We start from the raw sequence: 24,885 nt of genomic DNA, 5'->3' as shown, positions 1-24,885 counted from the left end.
CATGCGACCTTCCCGCGTTTTGCAGTACCTGTTTTGCGTTGCGCTTTCCTTCGCCGCCGCTCAGGCTTTCGCCGACAAACCCACCGTGATCCGCATCGGCGTCGCACAGCAAGGCGCGGGCGATCCGCCTACATTTGGCGGCTCGCCGGCGGCCACGGTGCAAGGCCAGCAATGGCTCGAAAAGGAATTCGCCGCCGACGGCATCAAGGTTGAATGGCTCTTCTTCAAGGGCGCGGGCCCGGCTGTCAACGAAGCCATTGCCGACAACGCACTCGACTTCGCGTTTCAGGGCGATTTGCCCGCGGTGCTCGCGCGCGCGAATGGACTCAAGACCCACATCCTGCTCGAATCGGGCGTGCGCTCGGGCGTGAAGATCGGCGTGCCGCCCGACTCCGGCATCAAGTCGATCAAAGACCTCAAAGGCAAGCGCGTCGCCATCTTTCGCGGCACCAATCTGCAACTCGTGGCCGACAACGTACTCGCCGAGAACCAGCTCGACGAGCGCGCGTTACGCGTGATCAATCTCGACACGGCCAGTTCGCTCGCCGCACTGGCGTCCAACGGCATCGACGCCTCGGTCAACGACTATCACCTCTATCGCTTGCGCGATCAGGGCCTTGCCCGCATCGTCTACGAATCGCAACGCGACGGCCCGCAATACACGCGTCAATCGCACCTGCTCGTGCTCGACGGCTTCGAGACCGCGCACCCCGACATCGTGCAACGCGTGGTCAACGTCTTCGTGAAGGCCGCGCAATGGTCGTCCGACGAAGCGAACCGCGACGCGCTCTTCAAGCTGTGGGCGAAAAGCGGCGTGAGTGATGCGTCGTGGCAAGCGGAATTCGCGGACCAGCGTCTCAAGGATCGCAACTCCCCGCTGATCGACCCTTTCATCGTCGCGCGTTACAAGGCCGTCGCGCAGGATGCGTTGCGGCTCAAACTGATCCGCCAGCCTATTGATGTCGACTCGTGGTTCGAACCGCGCTATCTCGACAACGCACTGCACGCGCAAAAACTCGACGGCTACTGGACGCGCTACGACGCGGCCGGCAAGCCCATCGGCTGAATCCTCGGCTGAACGCATTCAAGCCACACTCGAGCGCAACGACCCACGGAGCCGCCGATGACGGAAACCGCGATCACGATTGCACCGGACAGCACGCGCGCCGCGCGTGAACCGCTACGCGAACGCAAGCCGCTACGCGCGATCGCGTGGCATCTCGCGCCGTGGCTGCTGCCCGCCTTGCTCTTTTTGCTCTGGAGCGTGGGCTGCGCGCGCGGCTGGATCGCGCCGCAAATTCTGCCCGCGCCGCAACGTGTGTACGAGACTTTCGTCGATCTCGCGCAAAGCGGCGAGCTGGCGCACAACACGCTCATCAGTCTGCAACGCGTGCTGCTCGGTTTCGCGGGCGGCACGGTGCTCGGTTTCGCGATCGGCGGCGCGCTCGGCCTCTCGCGCACGCTCGAAGCATGGGTGCTCCCCAGTTTCAATGCGCTCGTGCAGATTCCCGTGCTGGGCTGGCTGCCGTTTCTGTTGCTGCTCGTGGGCGTGGGCGAGCCGCTCAAGTATCTGCTGATCGGACATGCGGCGCTCGTGCCCGTCACGCTCAGCACGATGCAGGGCTTTCGCCAGACGCCGCCCGCGCTCGACGAAGTGGCGCGCGTGTTCGCGTACACGCGCTGGCAACGCATCGTGCGTGTCGTGCTGCCCGCCGCCGTTCCCACGCTCGCGACCGGCGTGCGGCTCGCGTTCACCAAGGCGTGGCTCGCGCTGGTGGTGGTCGAACTCGTGGCCTCGTCGGAAGGACTCGGTTATCTGATCGTATCTGGGCGCCAGCTGTTTCAGCTCGATCTCGTGATGGCGGCGGTCGTGATCGTCGGTGCGATCGGGCTCGTCATCAATCGCGTGCTCGACGCGATCGAGACGCGCTTGCGGCGCGGCACGCCTTCCGCGTTTCGCGGCTGAGCGCAGGCAACGGAGATGTCGATATGAAACTGGCCTGGCTACCCAAACGATCGAACACCGTGTGCGATGGCGAGTGCGTGTCGCCCGATCCGTCACCGCCGCGCCGCATCGATCTGCGCGGCGCCGCGTTGCCCGCCGTCGCGCTCGTCGCGTGGTGGGTCTTGAGCGCTTCGCACGTCGTCAAGAGCGGCTTGCTCGTGAGCCCTGCCGACGTGTGGCATGCGGCACGCGAGCAGGTCGAAAGCGGTGCGTTGACACGCGCGCTCTCCGCTTCGCTTGCGCGCGAAGCGAGCGGCTTCGCGATCGGTGCGACGGCCGGACTCGTCCTGGGCGGCGTGCTGGGTCTTTCGCGCATCGCGGCACGCATCGTCGGCCCGAGCTTCGACACGTTCAAACAAATCTCGCTGTTCGCGTGGATCCCGCTGATTTCCGTATGGTTCGGTCTCGGCGATGCGGCCAAGGTCGTATTTCTCTCGCTCGCCGCCCTGCTGCCCGTGGCCGCGCATACCTGCGATGGCATTCACGCGGTGCCGCGCCAATACCTCGAAGTCGCTCGCGCGCTGCGCTATTCGCATCGACAACTGATTCGCCATGTCCTGTTGCCCGCGGCATTGCCATCGATTTTCACGGGGCTGTATCTCGCGCTCATCTACTCATGGCTGGCAACGCTGGGCGCCGAGTATCTGCTCGTGGCGGGCAGCGGCATCGGCAATCTGCTGATCGACGGCAGCGAGCAGTTCCGCATGGATCTCGTGCTGTTCGGCATCATCGTGGTAGGCGCGACGGGCTGGGCGCTCAACGCCATTGCCCGGCGCGTGGAGCGCGCGGTGCTCGCGCGCATGCACGTCACTGGCCAATGATTCGGAATCCGATCTAATCGACTCGTCAACGAAGGAACCACCATGAGCGCGACCGAACCCGAAGGCATCGACATTCTGCACGTGAGCAAGCACTACGGCACGGGCGCTTCGCAACTCGTCGTGCTCGACGACGTCACGTTGCACATTCGACCCGGCGAATTCGTCAGCGTGCTGGGCGCGAGCGGATGCGGCAAGTCCACCTTGCTGCGTTTGATCGCCGGTCTCGACGCCGGTTATCAAGGCGCGATCATGATGCATGGCGAGCGCGTGAACGACACGTCGCTCGAACGCGGCATCGTGTTTCAGGACCATCGGCTGTTTCCGTGGCTCACCGCCGAACAAAATATTCTCGCGGCGCTGCGTAATGCCCCGCTGTCCCCGCGCCAGAAACGCGAAGCCGTGGCCGCACACATCGCGCTCGTTGGGCTTGCCGGTTTCGAGCGCGCGTATCCGCATCAGCTCTCGGGCGGCATGGCGCAACGCGTGGCCATCGCGCGCGGTCTCGTGAACCGGCCGCGCGTGCTGCTGCTCGACGAACCGTTCGGTGCGCTCGACGCCCTCACGCGCGGCCGCCTGCAAAACGAACTGCTGCGGATCTGGGAAAGCGAGCGCATCACCATGCTGCTCGTCACGCACGACGTGGACGAGGCGATCTATCTCGGCGATCGTGTGGTGTCCATGGCGCCGCGTCCGGGCCGCATTCGCCGTATTGTCGACGTGACATTGCCGCGTCCGCGCGATCGCGCCGATGCGCGTTTCCAAAGCCTGCGCGACCGTATTCTCGCGGACTTTTCCGACTCCGGTGAGCCCACGCCCGCCAGCGGCAAGCCGGTCGAGGAAGCCCCGCGCGTGGCCGAAAACGGCTGGCGCATGGCGTGGTGAGCACGATTTAAACGTCTTTGTCGTTCGTCTCTTCAGGCACCACCATCGTGCACGGCGCCACGACCGCCCGGTCGCGCCGCATCGACATCTCGACAGCCCGTATGGGCCAAACGCGCCCGGCGTGAGAAAATCCGCTTTCGAACGGAAACGCCGCGCGCGAGCGCACCGTCGTTCCCCAGCCACGTTGACGCGAGTTGCGCGTTTTTTCGCCCCCTTTGCCGGCATATCCGCCCCGATCGGTACAAGGGTGCGCGGAGGACAGGCGCTTCACGCGAACCAGACGGCAGGTTTCCGATCCGTAAGGAGCCCGCTCAGCGTAAACTCACGCTGTTGCCATTCGATTGTGTCGATTCATGATAAAGAGAGAAACATCCATGCCACACACACCTCACTCGCAAGAACACGATCACGAGCATTCGGAATCGTGCGGCTGCGATCTGTTGCACCTGCTCGACGGCGTGGACGAATTCACTCAACAGGTATTCCCGAGCAACAAGGAACTCTTCCACAGCCTCGCTTATAGCCAGGCGCCGCACACGCTGTTCATCACCTGCGCCGACTCGCGCGTGTCGCCCGAGATGATCACGCAGGCCAAACCCGGCGAGCTGTTCGTTTGCCGCAACATCGGCAATATCGTGCCGGCGTATGGCGAAATGCTCGGCGGCGTCTCGGCCGTGGTGGAATTCGCGGTGCTCGCGCTCAACGTGCGCCAGATCGTGCTGTGCGGCCACACGGATTGCGGCGCGATGAAGGGTCTCGCGTCGGGCGCCGAAGCCACGGCCAACATGCCCACCGTGCAAGCCTGGCTGCGCAACGCCGAAGCGGCACGCAGCGTCGTGAAAACGCGTGGTCTCGGCGAAGACCAGATCGTGCAGGCGCTCGTGGAAGAAAACGTGCGTTTGCAGCTCACGCATCTGCGCACGCACCCCGCCGTCGCGGCGCGCGTGGCGCAAAACCAGCTCGAACTGCAAGGCTGGGTATACGACATTGGCCAGGGCAAGGTCACCGTGTTCGACGACACGCGCGGCAATTTCGAATCGCTCGGCGAAGCACGCGCGCGCCTGCGCAAACGCGTCGAGGAATAAACCTCGCAACGGGCGCGGCCCCACCCTCGGGCCGCGCCGCCGCTTTCCCGCTCCCCCGTTTTATCTATTCAGCATGAACCGGAATGCAAATGCATTGCATTTCCGGTTGTTGGCGTTGGATTTTTACACTATACGCAACGCATTTTCTTTCATTAGGGATTTACCCTAGGTGAAAACCCGAATACACTCTCGGTCTGTCATGCGGCTTTCGGCCGCAAAGAAAAATAATTCCGGAGGGTAGTCGTACATGCAATGCGTTGCTCCGCCGTACCCGTCAAAGCCGTCGCTATCCCGTTTTATCTGCACTGCTGACGCATCGCGTCATCGCGCGTCGCTATACCGCGCGTCGCTGTAATCAGCACGTGCCCTCTGCCTGCACGCAATAAAGTGCCGGCGGATTTTCAGGCCCACTCCGCGTTATCGCCGTTTCCGGTCCGCAATTTTGCGGCGGGCGGCGCGCGCCCTCGCGCGTCAGGACACTCGGTAATGGGCATTGCACCCGTCACGGGCCACGCGCCCGATTACCGCAGGAGAAACGTCCGTGGAGTTTGCCCAGCAGTCGCCCATTACGCAGTCGAAAATTGAAGTCAAACTGGCCTTGCATCCGCACGATCACCGTCGTGCCATGGCCGCCGCGAAAGCGCTGAATCTCGCCGAAGACGAGTTTTACGCGCTCGCCGTGCATCTCGGCGCCGCGCAAATCCTGCGCGACGCGCAAGCCGCCTGAACGGCTCGCGCCCTTCGCTACCGCATCGGCCAGATCGACAACCGGCCAACCCGCGCGTGGCTTATTCTTCGCGCGCCACCGGCGAAGGATTGCGCTCGGCGAATCCTTCCTGATGCCAGTAGGGATACGCGGGGCGCACCGCGCTCGCCGCGTCGAGCTTCGCGACCTGCTCCGGCGTGAGGTTCCAGCCCACCGCGCCCAGATTCTGGCGCAGCTGCGCCTCGTCTCGGGCACCGATGAGTACCGTGGAAACGTTGGGGCGCTGCAACAGCCAGTTCAGTGCGATCTGCGGAATCGTCTTGCCGGTTTCCCCGGCGATTTCGTCGATGGCGTCGATCACGCGGTACAGGTATTCATCCGGCACCGGCGGTCCCATATCGGCAGTTTTGTGCAGGCGGCTTTTCTCGGGCAGCGGCTGGCCGCGACGGATCTTGCCGGTCAGGCGCCCCCAGCCGAGCGGGCTCCACACCACCGCGCCCACGCCCTGGTCGACGCCGAGCGGCATCAGTTCCCATTCGTAGTCGCGGCCGATCAGCGAGTAATACGTCTGGTTCGCGACATAGCGCGGATAACCGTAGCGGTCGGCCACGGCCTGCGACTTCATCAGGTGCCAGCCCGAGAAGTTCGACACGCCCGTGTAGAGAATCTTGCCCGCGCGCACGAGGTCGTCGAGCGTCGACAACACTTCCTCGACAGGCGTGCGCGCGTCGAAGCCGTGGAGCTGAAACAGGTCGATGTAATCGGTTTGCAGGCGCTTGAGCGCCGCGTCCACGGCACGCGTCAGATGAAAGCGCGACGAGCCCACGCTGTTCGGACCGTCGTCGAAACGAAAGGTGGCTTTCGTCGAAATGATGACCTTGTCGCGGCGTCCCTTGAGCGCCTCGCCGAGCACCGACTCCGAGGCGCCGCTCGAATAGATGTCGGCGCTGTCGAACATGGTCACGCCCGCGTCGAGGCAGATGTCGATGAGCTTGCGCGCTTCGGCCACGTCGGTGGCGCCCCAAGCTTCGAAGAATTCGCCCTTGCCGCCAAATGTGCCCGTGCCGAAGCTCAGGACCGGCACTTTAAAACCAGACGCGCCCAGAAAACGGTATTCCATTTCACTGCCTCCCATCGAGGGTTGACGATGCGTTGCCGAGAGCCGACGAGTCTACGCGCATCGCGCCATGCTTGCCCGCCACCCTCCTACACCTCACGACGTGTTGGCTTACGTCTGTACAGACGCGGTGACGTATTGGAAACTGTCGCCTTCCCTCGTTTCACGATCGCGGCCGAAAAATTCCAATCGGCAACTCGCGACGCTCACCGCTCATGATCCGCAACCTCTCGCTTCCTCCGCGTTTCCTCGTTACGCCTTCGCGCGCGGAGGCCGCATGAGCGCGCCCGCGCAACGCGGCGCCGGCGTCGGCTGGCTGCCCTATATCGTCGCGGCCACGTTCTTCATGGAGTATCTCGACACGACCGTGATCGCCACGGCGCTGCCCGCGATGGCGCGCTCGTTCGGCATCGGACCGAACAGCCTGAGCCTCGGCGTCACGGCCTACATGCTCGCGCTCGCGATCTTCATTCCCGTGAGCGGCTGGGTCGCCGACCGCTACGGCTCGCGCACGATCTTCTTCGGCGCGGTGGTCACGTTCACGGTGGCGTCGGTGTTGTGCGGCATCGCGCAGAATCTCGACGAGTTCGTGGCCGCGCGCGTGCTGCAAGGCATCGGCGGCGCGATGATGGTGCCGGTCGGTCGCTCGATCGTCGTGCGCACGACCGACAAGAGCCTGCTGATGCGGGCGATCTCCACGATCACGTGGCCCGCCATTGCCGCGCCCGTGGTCGGGCCGCCGATCGGCGGTTTCATCACGACCTACGCGTCGTGGCGCTGGATCTTTCTGCTCAACGTGCCGTTCGGCATTGCCGTGCTCGTGGCCATCGCCTTCATGGTGCCGAACCTGCGCGGCGAAGCGCGCCGCCCGCTCGACGTGATCGGCCTGATCCTGAGCGGCGCGTCGCTCACCGCGCTGCTGTACGGCGCGGAACTGGCGAGCCAGCCGAACGAAAATCCATGGACGGGCGTGGCGATCGTCGCGGCCGGCATCGTGATCGGCGCAATCGCGTTTGCGCACGCGAAGCGCCATGCGCATCCGCTCATCGACGTGTCGACCTTGAAGATCCCGACGTTCTCGGTAACGGTCGTGACGGGCTCGATCACGCGCATCGGCATTGGCGCGGCGCCCTATCTGATGCCGCTGCTGTTCCAGATCGGCTTCGGGCTTTCGGCGTTCAAGTCGGGCTTGCTGCTGCTCGCGAGCGCGCTCGGCAATCTCGGCATGAAGGCGCTGACCACGCGCATTCTCGAGCGCTGGGGCTTTCGCATGGTGTCGGTGGTCGACGTGACGATCGCGGGCATTTCGCTGATCGCGTGCGGCTTGCTCACGCCCGGCACGCCGATCGCGCTCGTGGTGCTCGTCATCTTCGTGTACGGCGTCACGCGCTCGATGCAGTTCTCCACGCTCGCGACGCTCGCTTATGCCGATGTCGCGCAGCCGCAGATGAGCGCGGCCAGCACGCTCTGGAGCGCCGCCGCGCAAATGACGATTGGCTTGGGCATCGCGTTCGGCGCGCTCTCGCTGCGCGTGGCCGCGACGTTCCACGGCGAAGCCACCGGCCACGTGTTCACGCTCGACGACTTCCGTCTCGCCTTCCTCGCCGCCGGCGTGCTCACGCTGATCTCGGTATGGGGCTATGCCCAGCTCGCGCGCGACGCGGGCCAGAACATCAGCAGCGCATCACGGCGACAGCGCGCCTGACGGCGCGAACCGGCCGCGCGTTCCGCTCGCTTCGCGCCGTTTCCAAAGCGAAATCGAGAAAACTCGCGGCCGAAAATCGAGAAAACTCGCTATTTGGAAAGACTCGCGCGGACGGTGTATTCCTCGTCCGCGTCGACATCCTCGCCCGCCAGCAGCGCGTGGAATTCCGCGGAAAGCGGCTCGACCGGATAACCGTGCCGTTCCCACGCGTCGAGGCCGCCCTTGAGCGCGCGCGCGTGATAAATGTGCTTGTTGCGCAGTTGATCGACAATGCGCTTGGCCGTCGCCTCGTTCGGGCACACGCAATAGACCACGATCGGCCGGTCCAGCAGTTCGGGCGCGAGCGCCTCGCTCGACTCCAGATCGAGCGGCCGCGCGCCGGGAATGCGATACGACTCCTTCTCGCGGATCGAAGCCGGGCGCGCGTCGAGCACGATGGGCGGCGCAGTCGACTTCATCATCTCGTCGAGCTGATCCGGCGAAATGCGATGCGTCGCGAGCCAGTGGCGGAACTGCATGCGCCGGAACAGACGCCAGGCGAGAAACAGCACGCCGGCCACCGCGAGCACGTCGAAAATCGTCATGCCGTTGGCGCGCACGAACATCGCGAAACGCACGATTTCGGCATGCAACGCCGCGCCGCCGAGCAGCCAGGTGCCCGCCCACAAGGTCGCGCCTATCGCGTCCCACAGCAGGAACACGCGCACGTCCACGCTGGTCGTGCCGAGCAGCGGCGCGGAGATCAGGCCGAGTCCCGGCACGAACTTGGCCACCGAGAGAATAGGCGCGCCATAGCGCTCGAACACGTTGCGCGCGATGCGGATGGTCGTATCGAGCGACAGCGAAAACCGCACGAGACCGTTGAGCAGCCGCCGCCCGCGCACGCGGCCCGCCGCGAACCACAGCGAATCCGCGAGCAGCGTGGCGATCACGGCCGCGACCAGCAAGCTCGCGTACGACGTTTCCCCGCTCGCCGCCATCGTGCCCGCGAGTATCAGCACGGGTGCGGCCGGGACCGGCACGCCGAGCTGCGTCACGAGCACGCTGAGGAAAACCGCTCCAACGCCGAAATCGGGTGGAATCGCGGTGGGGAGCGTCAACATTTCGAGATATCCTGCGCGGGAGGCGGGTGCGTCTACGTATGGAAACATGGCGCACGGATGCGCCGGCCGAGCGTGGAGATTACCGCAACGGCCGCATCCTTGCTCGCATCGCCACGGATGCAGCGTGTTGGCGGGCGCCCGCGTTCCGGCCCCGTTCCCGTCTTTTTCTCGCGTTCGTGCTGGCGTTTCTCTTAGGGTCTTTTTCGAGCCGATCGGAAACGGTGCTAATCTCATAAAGCACCGCGTTTTTTCGCTTTTTCCGATTAGAAACCCATGCGTTACTGGCGTCTCGACCGACCACGTCAGACGGGCCAATTCGACCTGTCGCGCGTCACCAGCCTCGTTTCGGCCATTGGCCGCGACGACGCCAACGCGCTCGCCGCCGAAGTGCTCAACATGCTCGGCCCGGCCACCTCGGTCACGCAGTGCACCGTGTTCGCCTACGAATTCGGCAACCGGCCGCGCACGGTTTCCGTTGCCGATCATCGCGGTGGCCGCTTCCTGCGCGACGTCGCCGACACCTACGCGCGCCTGTTCTACGCGCTCGACGGCAACCAGCGCATCGTCAACGGCGAGGCCGAAGACGCGCCCGGCTCCTCGCTCGTGCTCCACTGGCAAAGCAGCGCCGACATCGCGCACGACGGCTATCGCACCGCGTGCTACGCCACGCCCAATGTGTCCGACCGGCTCTCGCTGCTGCTGCAACCGGCCGCCGACATCTGGCTCTCCGTGAACCTCTACCGCGAGCGCGACGCCGGCAACTTCCAGCCCGCCGAAGTCGAACTCGTCGAATCGCTCGCGCCGTTGATCGGCGAATCGGCGAAACATCACTACACGATTCGCGGCCAGCGCCAGCTCGGCATTCCGCAGCTCATGCTCGCGCGCCTGCGCACGCTGTGCCCGACGCTTTCGAAGCGCGAACTCGACGCGCTGCGCGGCGTGCTCGAAGGCCACAGCACCGTCGAGATCGCCGAGCACATGGGCGTGAAGCCCAGCAGCGTCGTCACGTACCAGAAGCGCGCGTATCAGCGGCTCGGCATTTCCGGCCAGCGGCAACTGTTCGCGCTCTGTCTCTCGGCCGAACCGGGCTGAAGCAGCCGAAAGCGCTCGAGCCCGCGCGGCCTTTCAGCGTCGACTTTCATCGCCATCAACACGCTGTACCCAAATTGAGGACAGCGCGACGGCGCGCGCGCGCCATACTGCGTTCATCGATGCACGGACCGCCAGGCGACTCGCTTGCGCGGCCGGAAAAAAATTTTCGTATCGGAGACGCAATCCCCATGGCTTCCCTCGCCTTCTCCCCGCGCGCCCGTGGCGCCACGCTCGTCCGGAGCGCACGATGAACGCCGATTTCAAACCGTATCCGTTCGAAGCGAAGCACTACCCCGCGCGCGTGCCCGAACTCGACCATGGCCGCGAGAAGCAACGCCACGCGGTGACGATCGTCGGCGGCGGTCCGGTCGGGCTCGCCATCGCGCTCGGTCTCGCGAAGCACGGTGTGCGCTCCGTGCTGATCGAAGCCGACGATTCCGTGTGCTACGGCAGCCGCGCCATCTGCATCTCGCGGCGCAGCCTCGAAATCATCGAACGCCTCGGCGCGCTCGACGGTTTTCTCGCCAAAGGTCTGCCGTGGACGGGCGGCCGCAGCTTCTATCGCGACGACGAAGTGCTGCACTTCACGATGCCGCAGGACGAGAACCAGAAGCTGCCGCCCATGGTGAATCTCGCGCAATACCATATCGAGCAATTCCTGCTCGACGCGGCCGAGCGGCACGCCGATCTCATCGACATCCGCTGGGGCACGAAGGTGACCGCCGTGCAGCAAGACGCGCACGGCGCGACGCTCACGCTCACCACGCCCGCCGGCGACTACGTCGCGCACACCGACTGGCTCGTCGCGGCCGACGGCGGCCGCAGCACGGTGCGCGAAGCGCTCGGGCTCAAACTCACCGGTACGAGCTACGAAGGCCGTTACGTGATCGTCGACATTCTGCTCGACAGCGCGCGGCCCACGGAACGGCTCGCATATTTCGATCCGGCGTCGAACCCCGGCTCGACCGTGCTCGTGCACAAGCAGCCCGACAACGTCTGGCGCATCGACTACCAGTTGCGCGACGGCGAAGACGCCGAGGCCGCAATCCAGCCCGAAAACGTCGTGCCGCGCGTGCAAAGCCTGCTCGACATGATGGGCGAAACGGCGCCGTGGTCGCCGGTCTGGATCACCATCTACAAGGCCAATGCGCTCACGCTCGAACGCTATCGCCATGGCCGGGTGCTGTTCGCGGGCGACGCGGCGCATCTCGTGCCGATCTTCGGCGTGCGCGGCGCGAATTCGGGCATCGACGACGCCGACAATCTCGCGTGGAAGCTCGCTTTCGTCGTGCAGGGGCGCGCCGGCGAAGCGCTGCTCGACAGCTATTCCGACGAGCGTGTGCACGCCGCGCACGAGAACCTCAGCTACGGCACCAAGAGCACGGAATTCATGGCGCCGCCGTCGTTCGCATTCGAGTTGATGCGCACCGCCGTGCTGAGTCTCGCGCGCGAGCATCCGGCCGTGCGCTCGCTCATCAACCCGCGTCAGACCTCGGCGATCGCCTACACGCAGTCGCCGCTCAACGCGGCCTCCGATGCGCTCGCGGCCGGTCCGGCGCCTGGCGCGACGCTGCCCGAATGTCCGCTCACGATCGTCGATCGCGAAGGCGCCCGCGACGGGCATCTCACCGACTTCGTGGGGCCGTGCTTCACGGCGCTGTATTTCGTCGACGATGCCGCGCAGCCTGGCGTCGGTGCCGCCATCGCCGCGCTCGAAACCGCTTTCGCCGATGGCGCGATGGCGCCCGCGCCGCTGCCCGTATCCAGCCGCGTATCAAGCGTATCGATCGTGCCGGTTGCGCGCCGCCCGCCCGCCGATGTCGCGCGTCGCTACGGCTGGGACAGCACGGGGCGCCTCTTCGCGATGGTCGGCGCGCAGCCCGGCACGCTGTATCTCGTGCGCCCGGACGGCCACGTGCTCGGGCGCTGGCAAGGCGACGCGCCCGCCGATGCCCACGCCAACGCAAGCGCCATTGCGACGAAGGCGCGCGCCGCGCTCGACCACGCGCTGCAAGCGCCATCCGCAGCCTGAAAATCCAACGAAGGAGACACCATGACCGACAGCGAACGCGACGCCGTCTACACGCAGTTGTGCAAGACCATGACCGGGCTGGGCGAAGCCAACGCGCCGCTTTTTCTCGCGCGTTTCGCGCTGCTGGCGATCGAACGCATCGACGATGCCGCGGCGGCGCGCGCGCTCATCGAGGCCGCGCGCACGAGCCCGCCCACCGCGACGTAGCCCGCCGCGGCGGCCGGCTTCAGCGCCGCAACAACCGCGCGAGCCGCGAACGGTTGCTCACGCCGAGCTTGTGAAACGAGCGGTCGAGGTGCGTGCGCACCGTCGTATAGGAGATGCCGAGCCGCTGCGCGATTTCCTTGTCGAGCAGCCCTTCGGCAACGAGCGCCACCACTTCGCGCTCGCGCGGCGTCAACAGGCTGAGCGCGCCGTTCACCGAGTCGGGATCGGCGGGCGCGCCGTTGTGATCGGCGGCCGGCAACGGCGCCGCGCGCGAGCGCACTAGTGCCGCCGTGAACGCGGGCCGCACGAGCTCGAACAGCGCGAGTTCGCGATCGGAAAAATTCTCGCGATGCTCGCCACGCCAGATGCGCAGATCGCCGATATTCTGCTCGCCCGCCCAGACGAACAGATTCATGCCCCAGTGCAGGCCGTCGCGGCGCAGGAAGTCGTTGTAAATCTCGGTACGCACGAGTTCTTCGTGCGGCACGACGTCGGTCACGCGCACGGCCGTGCGCAGCGGCTGCAGGCGCGGCGCAATGGGGTCGTTGAACTGGAAGTGTTGTTCGTACTCGCGCAGGTTGTCGTCCGACATGTTGATCGAGACGCGGCGGTCGAAGCGGCCAAGCGTGTCGTCCCAGACGTAGGACGCGAGAAAGTCCGCTTGCAGCAGATCGAGCAGGCGGCGCCCCACTTCGAAACGCAGGACGTCTTCGGGCATCGCATGGTCGGCGAGCAGCGCGAAGATGTCGGAGACCAGTGCGAGTTCGCGGCTAGTCAGGTACATGCGGCATGCAGGCAGTGAACAATCGTCAGAATGTAGTAGGCGGTTCAGGCGAATTCAAGCGAAGTTGCGACCGGTAACATTCGCATGTCGGGTCGTCCAAAAGAAAACGGGGCGGCACAGGCCACCCCTCAAAACACACGCCGGCAGAGATCTGTCTTAACCGCCGGAAGTTGCATCCTACGCGATGTTGATGCGTAGAGAATCCCCAATATAGGGGATAACGTTCACGGCATGCGAGCTTTCGGCAGTTTCAACGATCTCCGCGCTTACTGGATCACCGCGGTCACGCCACGGCCGCGCGGGTCGGCGGCGGGTTCGGGCGTGTCGCCGTCGATGCGGATCGCCTGAATGTCGCCGTTGAAGTTCTGGCCTTTGAGCGTATAGCCCTTCGCTTCCACGGCCTTGGCGAGATCGCCGTTGATCGGCTCGTACGGCTCCCAGAAGATCGTGTTGGGCGGCAGCAGCTGGTGATGGAAGCGCATGGCGGCCACCGCATCCTTCAACGGCATCTTGAAGTCGTAGATATTGTTGATGACCTGGAAGATCGACGTGAAGATGCGCGAGCCGCCGGGCGTGCCGATCACGAGCGCCACCTTGCCGTCCTTCGTGAGGATCGTGGGCGACATCGACGAAAGCGGCCGCTTCTTCGGCGCGATCGCGTTGGCGTCGCTGCCCACCACGCCGAACATGTTCGGCACGCCGGGCTTGGAGGCGAAGTCGTCCATTTCGTCGTTGAGCACGATGCCCGCGCCCGGCACGACCACGCCCGAGCCGAAGTAGCCGTTGATCGTGTAGGTGTTCGAGACCGCGTTGCCCCACTTGTCGACCACCGAGAAGTGCGTGGTTTCGGCCTTCTCCGGCATGGAGGTGCCAAGGCCGGGCTGCACGCTCTTCGTGTCGGACGGTTTGTCGGGATCGACTTCGGCCACGCGCTTCGCGAGATACGCGGGGTCGATCAGCTGATCGACCGGCACCTTGTAGAAGTCGGGGTCGCCGAGATACTGCGCGCGGTCGGCGAACACGCGCTTCTCGATCTCCGAAATCAGATGGATGTATTGCGGCGAGTTCAGCGGCACGTCCTTGAACTGCGGCGCCATCATCGCCTTCATCGTGAGCAGCTGCACGAGGCCCACGCCGCCCGAACTCGGAGGCGGCGCGGTGATCACGTCGTAGCCGTTCCACTTCGCCTGCACGGGCTGGCGCCACACCGCCTTGTACTCATGCAGATCCTCGCGCGTGATGAGCCCGTTGCCCTTCATCGCGGCGGCGATCAACTCGGCGGTCTTGCCGTCGTAGAAGTCCTTCGCGCCCTGGTTCGCAATGCGCGTGAGCACGGCGGCGAGGTCGGGCTGCCTGAACGTCGTGCCCTCCTTCATCGCGCCGAAATACTGGTCGAAGTTGGTCTTGCCGCCGAATTCCTTCGAAGCGTCTTCGCGGCGTTTGGCGAGTTGTTCGTCGACGAGGAAGCCGTTGCGCGCATACGCGATGGCCGGCGCCAGCACCTGCTTCCACGAGAGCTTGCCGAAGCGCTTCTGCGCTTCCCACATGCCTTCGACCGTGCCCGGCACGCCCACGGCGTAGTAACCGTAGAGGCTCTTGCCTTCGATCACGTTGCCCTTGTCGTCGAGATACATGTTGCGCGTGGCGGCCAGCGGCGCGCGCTCGCGATAGTCGAGAAAGTACGGCTTGCCGTTCACGTACAGCGTCATGAAACCGCCGCCGCCGATATTGCCCGCTTCGGGGTAGGTCACGGCGAGCGTGAAGGCAATGGCGACGGCCGCGTCGACGGCGTTGCCGCCTTCCTTGAAGACCTGTTCGGCGGCGGCCGCGGCGTATTTGTCGGCCACGGCCACGGCCGAGGCGTTCAGAACCGCGGGACGATGCTGCGTGTCCTTCGCATAAGCCGGCGTGACTTCGAGGAAGCCCGCGGACAGCGCGGAAAGCGAAACGAGTGCGAGAGCGGCAGCGGAAGTTTTCGTTTTTTCAACCAGCTTCATTGAGTGCGTCCTCCATGATTCGGTTTATCGACCTGCCTTGGCCTTATAGCACGGCCGTTATTTCCGTGCGATCAGGCCATCCGCTGATATCGCGCACGCACTCCCGGTTGCATCAAGCCTTGCCGCGCCGCCCGCGCGCGATCTCGTCGCCGGCGTTCGCGGGCAGGCGCATCGTCACCGGAATCGAGGCGACCGAGAACAGGCCAACCACGAGAAACGCGGGCCAAAAATCTGACCAGACGATGCTCGCGTGGCCTTGCACGCGATGCGAGATCTGCAGCACGATCCCCGCGATGGTCACGCCGAGGCCGAGCGAAACCTGCTGGATCACGCTCGCCACGCTGGTGGCGCGGCCGATGTCGCGCGTGGCAATGTCGGCGTAGGCGAGCGAATTGAGCCCGGTGAATTGCAGCGACGGAAACAGGCCGCCCGCGAGCACGATGAACCAGATCAGCCACACGGGCATGCCCGGCGAGAACGAACCGCAGATGGCGATGGCGCCGCCCGCCAGCATCGCGTTGACGATCAGCGTGCGGCGGAAACCGAAGCGCCCGAGCACGCGCGAGACGATCGCCTTCATGAAGATCGAGCCGAACGCCGAGGCGCAGGTGATCGTGCCCGAGGCGAACGCGGTCATGCCGAGCCCTTCCTGCAAGGTGAGCGGCAACAGGAACGGCATGGCGCCCAGACCGATGCGGAACAGCGAACCGCCCGCCACGCTCGCGTTGAAACTCGGAATACGCAGGAATTGCAGGTCGAGCACGGGACGCTCGACGCGTTGCGCATAGAACCAGTAGACGATCAGCAGCAGCGCGCCGATCGCGCACATCGTGAACGCTGTCGCGTTGGACACGAGTTCGCCGCCCACGAGCGAGAGCCCGAGCATGAACAGCGAGGCGCCACCCGCCGAAAGCACGAAACCGGCCCAGTCGAGCGGGCCGGGATCGTCTTCGTGCAGATTCGCGATATGCCGGTTGGCGAGCCAGATGCCGAGCACGCCGATAGGAATATTCACGAAGAAGATGAAACGCCAGTGCAGATACGTGGTGATGAAACCGCCGAGCGGCGGCCCGATCACCGGCCCGAGCAGCGCGGGCACGGTCAGGTAGTTGACCGCGCGGATGAAGTCGGATTTGGGCAGCGAACGGAAGATGATGATGCGCCCGACCGGCACCATCATCGCCCCGCCGATGCCTTGCACGAAGCGCGCGAGCACGAACATTTCGAGCGACGTGGAGGCCGCGCAGAGCAGCGAGCCCGCCATGAAGATGCCGATCGCCGTGCGGAATACGTTGCGCGAACCGAAGCGGTCGGCGACCCAGCCGCAGATCGGAATGAAGACGCCGAGACCGATCACGTAACTCGTGACGGCGAGCTTCAGGGTGATGGGATCCTGGCCGAGATCGCGGGCCAGCGCGGGCAGCGAAGTGACGATGACAGTCGCGTCCACGTTCTCCATGAACATCGAGCACGCGACGATGAGCGGGACGATGAAAGCGCCGAGAGCAAGAGGCATGGGCAGGAACGACGATCAGCGCGGCTGAAGGCGTAAAGCTGCCATTATGGCACCGTGTTGCAGAAAACGCACACCCGGCAACAGATGAAGCAACGCGTCACGCGAAGCGCGCCCATCAAAAAACCGCGAAATCCCGGGGACTTCGCGGTCTCTTGCCACGGCGTGAAAGACGCCGCGCGCGCTTATTCGGCCGTCTGGCTCACGCGGCTCACGACCGGGCGCAGTTGCGGCAGCACTTGCTCGGCCGCGCGCGTGACGTCGTTCGGGAAGTCGATTTCGATCCACGGCGCGCCCGTGACATCCGCGGTGTCGAACTCGTTGCCGCGCTCGAGCAGCAGGTCGCGCAGCGCTTCTTCGTGCGGCAGGTTCGCGCGTTCCGTGTCGATATAACCCGCGACGATCTCGGCAAAACGGCGCGCCGTGGCTTCGTTCAGGCGGAAGAAACCCACCGACTCGCCGATCGTGTCGTACTGCAGGCCCACCGCCAGTTGCTTGCGCAGCTCGACGGGCACGCCGTCGCGCAGGCAAAGCTTGACGGGTTCGTCGCCGGCTTCGAAGTCGCGGTCGATCAGCAGCCGGTTGGTGGGCGCCGCGCCCGCCACGAGCGGCGCGAACACGCGCTCGTCGTAGAGCACGTCGGCGTCCATCAGCAGCACGTCGCCGCCGCGCGTGATGGCTTCGGCCGTGCGATGCACCGTGAGCACGCTACCCAGATCGAAACGCGGATTCAGTACGACTTCCACGTGATGCGGCCAGTTGATGCGCTTGAGTTCGGCTTCGACCAGTTCGGGCTGGAAACCCAGCGCGAGCGTGACTTCCGTGACGCCGGCCTCTTCCAGCAATTGCAGATGGCGTTCGAGCAGCGTCACGCCCTCGAATTGCAGCAGACATTTCGGAAACTGTTCTCCAGCGCGTTGCTGAAGGCGCAGGCCGAGGCCTGCCGCGAGAATGATGGCGCGCATGCGCAAGCTTTCCTTGGGAGAAGAGGTCAATCGGCGATTTCGACAGCGGGCACGCGCAAGGCGCGCCGGCGTTGCCAGCGACGTTCGCTGAAATGCAGGTACAGCAGGCCCGGCAAGCCGAGCACGAGTTCGCGCGCGCGCTTGGCGAGCGAGAGCGCGAGCGCCGCTTCGGGCGGCAGGCCGACCAGCGGCGCGAGCAGCAGATAACCGCCCTCTTGCACGCCGAGCGAGCCGGGAATGGCGAAGGCGGCACCGCGAATGGCCTGGCCGATGCTTTCGAGCAGCAGCGCGTCGACCCAGCCCACGGGATGGCCGAGGAAGTGCAGCGCGAGCCAGACTTCGGCGGTGCCCACGAGCCAGCCCGCGAGGCTCAGCGCGAAACTCGCGGCGGCGCGGGCGCGTTGTTCGTAGAGCGACTTGACGGCCGCGTCGATGGCGTCGGCGCGCGTGGCCAGCGCCGACCAGTCGCGCCTGGCGAACAGCTTCTGCGCGAGACGCAGCAAACGGCCGAACAGGCCGCGGCGTTGCGCGACGTAGAACAACGCGATGATGCCGCCGAGCACGACGGTACCGATCACGGCCGCGAGACCGAGATCGCGCGGCGCGCCGTTCGCGGCGTAAGCGGAAAAGAGCGCGATGCCGAACACGGCAAACACGATTTGCGCGACGGCCTGCAAGGTGGTGCTCACGGTGATGGCCGCAGCCGCGTCGCGCATGGCCATGCCGCGCTGCGCGAGCTGGCGCACCATCGCCACGGGACCGCCAATCTGGCCGGCCGGCAGGAGACTGTTGACGGCCTCGCCGCTCCAGCGCGCGAGCAACGCGTGACGCTGATCGACATGCTCGCCTTTGCGAAACAGCACGGCGATGGCGCCCGCGTCGAGCGCGAGCGGCACCACATGGAATGCCGCCACGAGCGCGAGACCCCAGCCCGCCACCGCGAGCGTGTTCGTGACCGAGCCGAAGCCCTGCCACGCGAGCAAGGCGACGAACAGCGCCGTGCCGACCGAAAGCAGCAGGATGGCCGCGCGACTCACGCCTTCACTCCCAGCGCCTTGCGGAACACCTGGCGGAAACCGAAGTACGCGATCGCGTCCTTCATGTTCGAAATGAAGCGGCGCCACGGACGCATGTTCGGGTTCGTCACGTATTCGAGCGTGAGCGAAACGCGCATTTCGCCTTCGAGGCTGGGCGTCACGCGATGGCGCAGCTTGTCGCCGTCGAACACGATCAGCGCGCCCGGCGGATATTGCACCGAGCCCGGCACGTCGGCCTGGCCCGGATCCTTCGTGTGCAGTTCGTAATCGAGCTTGCACGACGAGTCGTCGATCACGCCGATCAGCACCGTGTAGCGGCGGCCGTCGTAATAGGACGTGTCGTAATGCCAGCCGATATGGTCGCCCGCGCGCATGTAGTAATAGAGCGCGTAAGCGTGCGGATCGTCTTGCGGCGAAAGCTGGAGGCGGTCGCCCGTGATCTTTTCGAGCCACGCGATCAGTTGCGGCGAGCGATACAGTTCGGCGATATACGGCGCGAGACGGTCGATGGTGTGACGGCTCACGCTGCCGCCGGCCTTGTGACCCGGCAGATAGTTGCGGTTGACTTCGGGCAGCAGCGCGTTGGCCGCGTCGATCAGCTGTTGCGTGGCGTCGGCGGGCAGGAAATCGGAGAGATACAGGAACGCGCCCTGTTGCTGGTACTCCTCGCGCAGCTTGCCCATGTCGAGCGGACGCACCGCGCGGCCCACGGCGTCTTCGCACGCACCCGTGGCGACGAACGGCGCCGCGCCACCGGCAACGGCGGACGACGTCAAAACCTGTTCTTGTTCTGCTTGCACATTCATCGGCTGATCCACACCTGGCTGGTTTCCTTGGCGGGACGCAAGCGGCGCGTCACGCGCCAATAGTCGACCACGACCCAGATCGCGAACAACGGCGCCCCGATTGACGCCGCGATGATGAACGGCGAGACGACGCCCGTCAGCGTGACAAGAGGTAGCAGATACAGCACGTCTTCGGTTTCGAAGCCGCCGACGAAAGCCTGTTGCGTGCCGGCCTTGCCCGCCATTTCCTCGATACGCATGCGCAGGAAGAAGATCGCGGCCACGGCGACGCCGGCGATCGCGCCGAGCAACGCGGGCGGCACGTGCCATTCGGCGCCGGTGCTCGCCGCATGGACGCCGAGCCCGTAGCCCATGCCGAAGAACAAGCCGACGGTCGTGAGCGCGTCGGCCGCGAGATCGTAGAAATGGCCGATACGGCTCGTCTTGCCGCTGATGCGCGCGAGTTCGCCGTCCGTGTGATCGACGAAATTCGACAACACGATCAGCAACGCGCCGATATTGGTATACGCGAAACCGCCGCGCGCGAGATAACACGCGCCGGCAATACCAATTAGCAGTCGCAGCGTGGTGAGGTGATTCGGCGTTACGGGGGTCGAAACAAGCGGCGTCACGAGCAAGCGCGCGGCGCGTCCGTCCCAGGTGCGAGGCAACGGCACCGTTCTGGGGCCCGTATTTTCGGGATGGTCTTTTCCTGTCATAGCTGGCGAATATATACGGCTTCCGGAAATCTTGCAGGTATTCCGGCGGTTTTAAGACTACAGTCGGCATTATTTGCCGCAATGCAACAGGCGAACTCGCACGAACACGCGTAGAGTGCTCGCTTTGTCACGCCCGACCCCAACAGCGCAGGCCGCAATCCGGCTTCGGCGCCGGCCTTTTTCGCACACGATTCGATGACACGGTTCTCTCTTGCCGCCCTTCTGCTGTCCGCGTTGCCGCTATTCGCAACAGCCGCGCACGCCGCCGAACTCGACGACGCTCTGACGTGCAAGGAAAACGCACATGCGTTCATTTCGGATCTGCTCGATCAGCAATTGATCAATCCAAAGCCCATGCGCGTGGAAAGCAATTCGATCAACGCGTTCTGGCCCGCGCAAGGTCAGCGAATGACGGCTTACGGCTTCAGCGTGTTCGCGATCGTCGCGTACCAGAAAGACGATCCGCTCTTTCGCCCCGGCGACGGCACGCCTATCGCGCCTTCCGCTTACGGCGCCGTGGTGGTGGGCACGCAATCGCGGGTGCAGGCGGCGCTCACCGCGGCGGGCAACACCGCCATCGTCCATCACGCGGGACCGCTCCTGACCGCCATCTTCTGCAAGCAGGACTAAGCGGCACGGCGGCGCGAACGCGCGCGCCGTGGGTTATTCGATCCGCCCGAAACCACCCTCGGCCCACGACTGCGCGCGCGCCTTCGTCAGCTTGAAGTTGGGCGCGACGCGCACCTGCGCGATCTGCTCCCCATACGCGTCGAGCGCGCTCAGCAGCGCGAACGGCTCGTATTCGTCGGGGACGATGTCGAGCGTCACTTCCACGTCGCCTTCCGCGGTTTCGAGACTCAGGCGCTTGTGCAGCAGCGCGTGCAGTTGCTGCTCGTGACGGCGCAGCACTTCCGAGGCGGTTTTCACGAGCGTGTTGAACGCGTTCGTGTCGAGCGGCTTGGGGTTCTTCTTGTCGCGGCCCATGGTCCACGGCCCGACCAGCGCGGGTTCCGGCTCGCCGTCCTTGATCATCTCGACGGCCCAGCCGTCGTCGTCTTCATTCTTGATGACGCGCGCGGTCCAGCCGTCCTTGTGCCACAGACGCGGCTCCTGAATGACCTCGTCGCCGGACGAAGCGGCGCTGGCGTCGTGGTCGGGATCGTGGTCGAGGGCGGGCGAAGAATCGGTCATGGCGGGTTCCATCGGGTTCTGCAGGTTCGCCTTGCGGCGAGCGAACCCGGCATTTTACCCGCCCCGGCGCGCGCGGCCCGCCGTCTCGACGCTTTCTTTGCGCCGAACGCGTGGCGCCGCCGGATTCAAAACCACCGGCGATTTTATCCTTGCGAATTCTGGAACAGAGTTTTTCGCCCCGATCGATTATCTTGTCGATATTTTTCGATGGCAAAAAAAACGCGGCCCGAAAGCCGCGTGAAAACAGATGAAAAAGACCACCCTTGGTCAAGGGCTGAATGAATTTTAACGCCAGCCGGCCTCCCGTTTCAAACCATAAACTGGAACAGTACCTTTCCGGAATCGACGCGAAAAACGCTTGAAATATCACAAAATCCGGCGCTTGACCAAGCCCTGCGGGGCTTTGCCGCAGCGTCGCGATCGAGCAACATATTGCGGCCCTGTCACACTTTGCCACACCTCTTAATCGTTTTAAAAATCGCTTTATTTGCAGCGACTTAGATAAATTAATGCCGATAGCGAAATTCGGCCGTCAGATTATTGCGTTTATCGGCACGAATAAATGACACCCGAGGCCTACACTCCGCTCCGAATCGTTGCACCACGAGCCGGCACCTCATTAACCGGCCGTGATTCCCAGTACTGTCCGGAGTTAAAACATGAACAAAAATCTGATCCTTGCCGCGGTTCTCGGTGTCTTCGCCGCCGGCGCCCATGCCCAAAGCAGCGTCACGCTTTACGGCTCGCTCGACGCGGGCCTCGTCTACGCCAACAACGCGGGCGGTCACAGCTTGTGGGCGCAAGGCAGCGGCGCGCTCTCGAACGATTACTTCGGCCTGCGCGGCAGCGAAGACCTCGGCGGCGGCACCCGCGCCATCTTCACCCTGGAGAGCGGTTTCAACCTGAACAACGGCGGCTACAAGAACGGTGACAGCGGCTTCAACCGCCAGGCGTACGTCGGCTTGCAGAACGACCAGTTCGGCACGCTCACGCTCGGCCGCCAGTACGACTCGATGGTCGACTACCTCTCGCCGCTCGCCGAAGCGGGCGCGGGCTTCGGCAACAACCTCGCGGGCCATCCGTTCGACAACGACAACCTCGCGCAAACGTACTCGGTCAAGAACGCGGTCAAGTATGCGAGCGTGAACTATTCGGGCTTCCGGTTCGGCGGCCTCTACGGATTCAGCAACGACGCCAACGGTTTCTCGAACGGCCGCGCGTACAGCTTCGGCGCGTCGTACGGCAACGGCCCGCTCAGTCTCGCCGCGGCCTACTCGCAGGCGAACAACTCAGGCGGGCTCGGCGCGTCGAACAGCGCGGCATCCGGCGACCAGAACATCTCGGCGCGTCTGCAACGCTCGTTCGGCGCGGGCGTGAGCTACACCTACGGTCCGGCGCAAGTGGGTTTCGTGTGGACGCATTCGCAGATCGACGGCATGCAAAGCCTCTCGAGCGGCGGCACCACGCTGCCCGGACTCGCGGGCCTCAATCTGCATCTGAACAACTATGAACTGAACGGCGCGTATCACCTCACGCCCGCGCTGGCGTTCATCGGTTCGTACACGTTCACCGACGGCAGCGTGACGGGCACCGGCAACGGCGACAACGCGCCGAAGTGGCACACCGTCGTGCTCGGCACCGACTACGCACTGAGCAAGCGCACCGACGCCTACGTGGCCGGCGTCTACCAGCACGCCACGGGCAACCTCGGCTATGGCAGCGACGGCGCCGCCGTCTCGAACGTGGCCGCGATCAACACGCTCTCGCCTTCATCGTCGAACAACCAGATCGCCGCGACCGTGGGCCTGCGCCACCGCTTCTAACCGGCGGCTTTCAACGCGGTTCGTTTGGGCTGGCAATGCGGCGCGATCCGCCGCACCGCCGGAGCGCTGCCATTCCCGATGAAGTTTCCATCGGGAAATCGAGAAAACGCTGGGGCGTCACGAGCGCCCCTGCGTTTTTTCTTTTTATCCGATGGGAAACGCGCGGGGAGCCACGGCCCTGTTGCATCTTTTTACGTCTCCAGGCGACGCGCGCGCTGACAGCGTGCGTATACTCGTCGGCACGTTTTTCTCTCGATGGTCTCGTTCCGCCGCTCATGAAAATGCTCTCGTCACGTCTTCTCGCCTTCGCTTCCCTCGCGCCGCTCGCACTCGTTGCCGCTTGCGGATCGTCGCCGCCTTCCGCATCGAATGGCGAGACGATGATTTACGCGTCGTCGGCACGCACGGCTTCGTCGGTGGCAAGCTGTCTCGAAGACCGGCTCTCGCGTGTGCGTACCGCGCGCGACGGCAACACGACGCGCATGAGCGTGGGTTCGAGTTCGAACGCGTCGTACTTCGTCACGCTCACGCCGAGCGGCAGCGGCTCGGTCATTCGCGTCGTGCACGGCACGGCCGAGTCGAGCGATCCGCCCGAAGAAGAAATGCGCTTCGCCGTGGCGCGTTGCACGACCTGATCGCGACGTGCCGTGGCGCGACGCAAGCGCTGTCACAGGCACGTCGCGCGAGCCGCACAGGTAGCACGCTCAGATAAACGCACATCGCCCCTGTCATAAAGGCGACACATCTGCGAAGATTGCGCCCCTTTGTCTTCGTCTTCGCATCACTCGCTTCATGGCTTCAGGCACCGCACATCACGCCACCGGCTGGGCGGCCGGCGTCATCGCCACGGCGATCGTCACGCATCAAGGCGCCGACGGCCCATGGCATGTCTACGCGGCGCTGGCCTTCGTGGCGGGCGTGGCCGGCGGCTCGGCGCCCGACTGGCTCGAAGTCGCATGGTGGCGCAAGAAGCGGCGCCTCTGGATCACGCATCGCACGCTCACGCATTGGGGTATCGGCTGGCTCGCACTGCTCTGGTGGTCGTATCACCAGCTCGGACATCTGCCCGTTGCCGCGCCCGCGTTCGGCTTCGCGTGCGGCGGCGTGATTCATCTGCTCGCCGACTGGCCGAATCCGCTCGGCGTGCCGTGGGTCTTGCAACGGCATTCGCTCAACTGGTGGCGCAGCGGACGTTGCGATCTGATCGTCGTGGCGGCGTCCTGGGCCGCGGCATGGTTTTTCGCCGTACATGGCGTGCCGCACGACTGGTCCTTCGGGTCGTTGTGCCGCTTCGTCTGAACGACAACGCGAGCGGC

General features: G+C 64.9%; 25 protein-coding genes. 15 read left to right on the top strand and 10 right to left on the bottom strand.

Features of this window, described 5'->3' with window-relative positions; translation table 11 throughout:
• Position 1 precedes the first annotated feature (1 nt).
• The 6 genes from FAZ98_RS22130 (at position 2) to FAZ98_RS22105 (ending at position 5,520) form a co-directional block, all read left to right on the top strand.
• Complete coding sequence (locus tag FAZ98_RS22130) at positions 2-1,066, top strand: ABC transporter substrate-binding protein (RefSeq protein ID WP_158953829.1); 1,065 nt, start codon at positions 2-4, stop codon at positions 1,064-1,066.
• A gap of 57 nt (positions 1,067-1,123) precedes the next feature.
• Positions 1,124-1,966 carry an ABC transporter permease gene (locus FAZ98_RS22125; protein WP_158953827.1) on the top strand — a complete coding sequence of 281 codons (843 nt, stop codon included), beginning with the start codon at positions 1,124-1,126 and terminating at the stop codon, positions 1,964-1,966.
• A 23-nt stretch (positions 1,967-1,989) separates the two neighbouring features.
• Positions 1,990-2,826 carry an ABC transporter permease gene (locus tag FAZ98_RS22120; RefSeq protein WP_158953825.1) on the top strand — a complete coding sequence of 279 codons (837 nt, stop codon included), beginning with the start codon at positions 1,990-1,992 and terminating at the stop codon, positions 2,824-2,826.
• A 42-nt stretch (positions 2,827-2,868) separates the two neighbouring features.
• Complete coding sequence (locus tag FAZ98_RS22115) at positions 2,869-3,708, top strand: ABC transporter ATP-binding protein (RefSeq protein ID WP_158953823.1); 840 nt, start codon at positions 2,869-2,871, stop codon at positions 3,706-3,708.
• 374 nt (positions 3,709-4,082) lie between these two features.
• Complete coding sequence (locus FAZ98_RS22110; RefSeq protein WP_158953821.1) at positions 4,083-4,793, top strand: carbonic anhydrase; 711 nt, start codon at positions 4,083-4,085, stop codon at positions 4,791-4,793.
• 541 nt (positions 4,794-5,334) lie between these two features.
• On the top strand, positions 5,335-5,520 hold the full coding sequence (locus FAZ98_RS22105) for a hypothetical protein (protein WP_158953819.1): 186 nt from the start codon (positions 5,335-5,337) through the stop codon (positions 5,518-5,520).
• Between the two features lie 61 nt (positions 5,521-5,581).
• On the opposite strand, the gene FAZ98_RS22100 is transcribed toward FAZ98_RS22105, so the two are convergent.
• Positions 5,582-6,619, bottom strand: a complete 1,038-nt coding sequence (locus FAZ98_RS22100; protein ID WP_158953817.1) for an aldo/keto reductase — start codon at positions 6,617-6,619, stop codon at positions 5,582-5,584.
• 274 nt (positions 6,620-6,893) lie between these two features.
• Between FAZ98_RS22100 and FAZ98_RS22095 the strand changes: the two genes are divergently transcribed.
• On the top strand, positions 6,894-8,321 hold the full coding sequence (locus FAZ98_RS22095) for a DHA2 family efflux MFS transporter permease subunit (RefSeq protein WP_158953815.1): 1,428 nt from the start codon (positions 6,894-6,896) through the stop codon (positions 8,319-8,321).
• 89 nt (positions 8,322-8,410) lie between these two features.
• Here FAZ98_RS22095 and FAZ98_RS22090 read toward each other — a convergent pair whose 3' ends face one another.
• Entirely contained in the window at positions 8,411-9,424 is a 1,014-nt protein-coding gene (locus tag FAZ98_RS22090; RefSeq protein WP_158953813.1) for a VTT domain-containing protein, read from the bottom strand.
• A 273-nt stretch (positions 9,425-9,697) separates the two neighbouring features.
• Here FAZ98_RS22090 and FAZ98_RS22085 point away from each other — a divergent pair, with 273 nt between their 5' ends.
• The 3 genes from FAZ98_RS22085 (at position 9,698) to FAZ98_RS22075 (ending at position 12,755) form a co-directional block, all read left to right on the top strand.
• Complete coding sequence (locus FAZ98_RS22085) at positions 9,698-10,516, top strand: helix-turn-helix transcriptional regulator (RefSeq protein WP_158953811.1); 819 nt, start codon at positions 9,698-9,700, stop codon at positions 10,514-10,516.
• 247 nt (positions 10,517-10,763) lie between these two features.
• Positions 10,764-12,548: an FAD-dependent oxidoreductase gene (locus tag FAZ98_RS22080; protein ID WP_158953809.1), complete on the top strand. Its 1,785-nt coding sequence runs from the start codon at positions 10,764-10,766 to the stop codon at positions 12,546-12,548.
• A 21-nt stretch (positions 12,549-12,569) separates the two neighbouring features.
• Positions 12,570-12,755 (top strand): hypothetical protein, encoded by a 186-nt coding sequence (locus FAZ98_RS22075; RefSeq protein ID WP_158953807.1) that lies wholly within the window; start codon positions 12,570-12,572, stop codon positions 12,753-12,755.
• Between the two features lie 19 nt (positions 12,756-12,774).
• Here FAZ98_RS22075 and FAZ98_RS22070 read toward each other — a convergent pair whose 3' ends face one another.
• The 7 genes from FAZ98_RS22070 to FAZ98_RS22040 all read right to left on the bottom strand — a co-directional run bounded on the left by FAZ98_RS22070 (position 12,775) and on the right by FAZ98_RS22040 (position 20,555).
• Entirely contained in the window at positions 12,775-13,539 is a 765-nt protein-coding gene (locus tag FAZ98_RS22070; protein ID WP_158953805.1) for a helix-turn-helix transcriptional regulator, read from the bottom strand.
• Between the two features lie 266 nt (positions 13,540-13,805).
• Positions 13,806-15,536, bottom strand: a complete 1,731-nt coding sequence (ggt, locus tag FAZ98_RS22065) for a gamma-glutamyltransferase (protein ID WP_158953803.1) — start codon at positions 15,534-15,536, stop codon at positions 13,806-13,808.
• A 112-nt stretch (positions 15,537-15,648) separates the two neighbouring features.
• Positions 15,649-17,052, bottom strand: coding sequence for an MFS transporter (locus FAZ98_RS22060; RefSeq protein WP_158953801.1), 1,404 nt, complete (start codon positions 17,050-17,052; stop codon positions 15,649-15,651).
• 182 nt (positions 17,053-17,234) lie between these two features.
• A complete protein-coding gene (locus FAZ98_RS22055; RefSeq protein ID WP_158953799.1) occupies positions 17,235-18,014 on the bottom strand; it encodes a phosphocholine cytidylyltransferase family protein in 780 nt (259 codons plus the stop codon).
• A 26-nt stretch (positions 18,015-18,040) separates the two neighbouring features.
• On the bottom strand, positions 18,041-19,051 hold the full coding sequence (locus FAZ98_RS22050; RefSeq protein WP_158953797.1) for a flippase-like domain-containing protein: 1,011 nt from the start codon (positions 19,049-19,051) through the stop codon (positions 18,041-18,043).
• A complete protein-coding gene (locus FAZ98_RS22045) occupies positions 19,048-19,857 on the bottom strand; it encodes a 2OG-Fe(II) oxygenase (RefSeq protein WP_158953795.1) in 810 nt (269 codons plus the stop codon). Before FAZ98_RS22045 ends, FAZ98_RS22050 begins: the two co-directional genes overlap by 4 nt.
• Positions 19,854-20,555 (bottom strand): CDP-alcohol phosphatidyltransferase family protein, encoded by a 702-nt coding sequence (locus FAZ98_RS22040; protein ID WP_158953793.1) that lies wholly within the window; start codon positions 20,553-20,555, stop codon positions 19,854-19,856. The genes FAZ98_RS22045 and FAZ98_RS22040 overlap by 4 nt, the downstream gene beginning before the upstream one ends.
• Before the next feature lie 195 nt (positions 20,556-20,750).
• Here FAZ98_RS22040 and FAZ98_RS22035 point away from each other — a divergent pair, with 195 nt between their 5' ends.
• Positions 20,751-21,185, top strand: a complete 435-nt coding sequence (locus FAZ98_RS22035) for a hypothetical protein (RefSeq protein WP_158953791.1) — start codon at positions 20,751-20,753, stop codon at positions 21,183-21,185.
• Positions 21,186-21,218: 33 nt separating this feature from the next.
• On the opposite strand, the gene FAZ98_RS22030 is transcribed toward FAZ98_RS22035, so the two are convergent.
• On the bottom strand, positions 21,219-21,746 hold the full coding sequence (locus tag FAZ98_RS22030) for a hypothetical protein (RefSeq protein ID WP_158953789.1): 528 nt from the start codon (positions 21,744-21,746) through the stop codon (positions 21,219-21,221).
• On the opposite strand from FAZ98_RS22030, the gene FAZ98_RS22025 reads away from it, so the two are divergent.
• From FAZ98_RS22025 to FAZ98_RS22010, 4 genes are all read left to right on the top strand, one after another.
• Positions 21,745-21,987 carry a hypothetical protein gene (locus FAZ98_RS22025; protein WP_158953787.1) on the top strand — a complete coding sequence of 81 codons (243 nt, stop codon included), beginning with the start codon at positions 21,745-21,747 and terminating at the stop codon, positions 21,985-21,987. The two genes, FAZ98_RS22030 and FAZ98_RS22025, sit on opposite strands and share 2 nt — an antisense overlap.
• A 418-nt stretch (positions 21,988-22,405) precedes the next feature.
• A complete protein-coding gene (locus FAZ98_RS22020) occupies positions 22,406-23,569 on the top strand; it encodes a porin (RefSeq protein ID WP_158953785.1) in 1,164 nt (387 codons plus the stop codon).
• Between the two features lie 380 nt (positions 23,570-23,949).
• A complete protein-coding gene (locus FAZ98_RS22015) occupies positions 23,950-24,204 on the top strand; it encodes a sugar ABC transporter ATPase (RefSeq protein ID WP_233272764.1) in 255 nt (84 codons plus the stop codon).
• Positions 24,205-24,361: 157 nt separating this feature from the next.
• Positions 24,362-24,868 (top strand): metal-dependent hydrolase, encoded by a 507-nt coding sequence (locus FAZ98_RS22010; protein ID WP_158953783.1) that lies wholly within the window; start codon positions 24,362-24,364, stop codon positions 24,866-24,868.
• The last annotated feature ends 17 nt before the right edge of the window (positions 24,869-24,885 follow it).

Origin of the sequence: Paraburkholderia acidisoli (genome assembly GCF_009789675.1) — a bacterium.
GTDB classification, from domain to species: Bacteria; Pseudomonadota; Gammaproteobacteria; order Burkholderiales; family Burkholderiaceae; genus Paraburkholderia; species Paraburkholderia acidisoli.
This window is presented reverse-complemented; position numbering and strand designations above follow the sequence as displayed.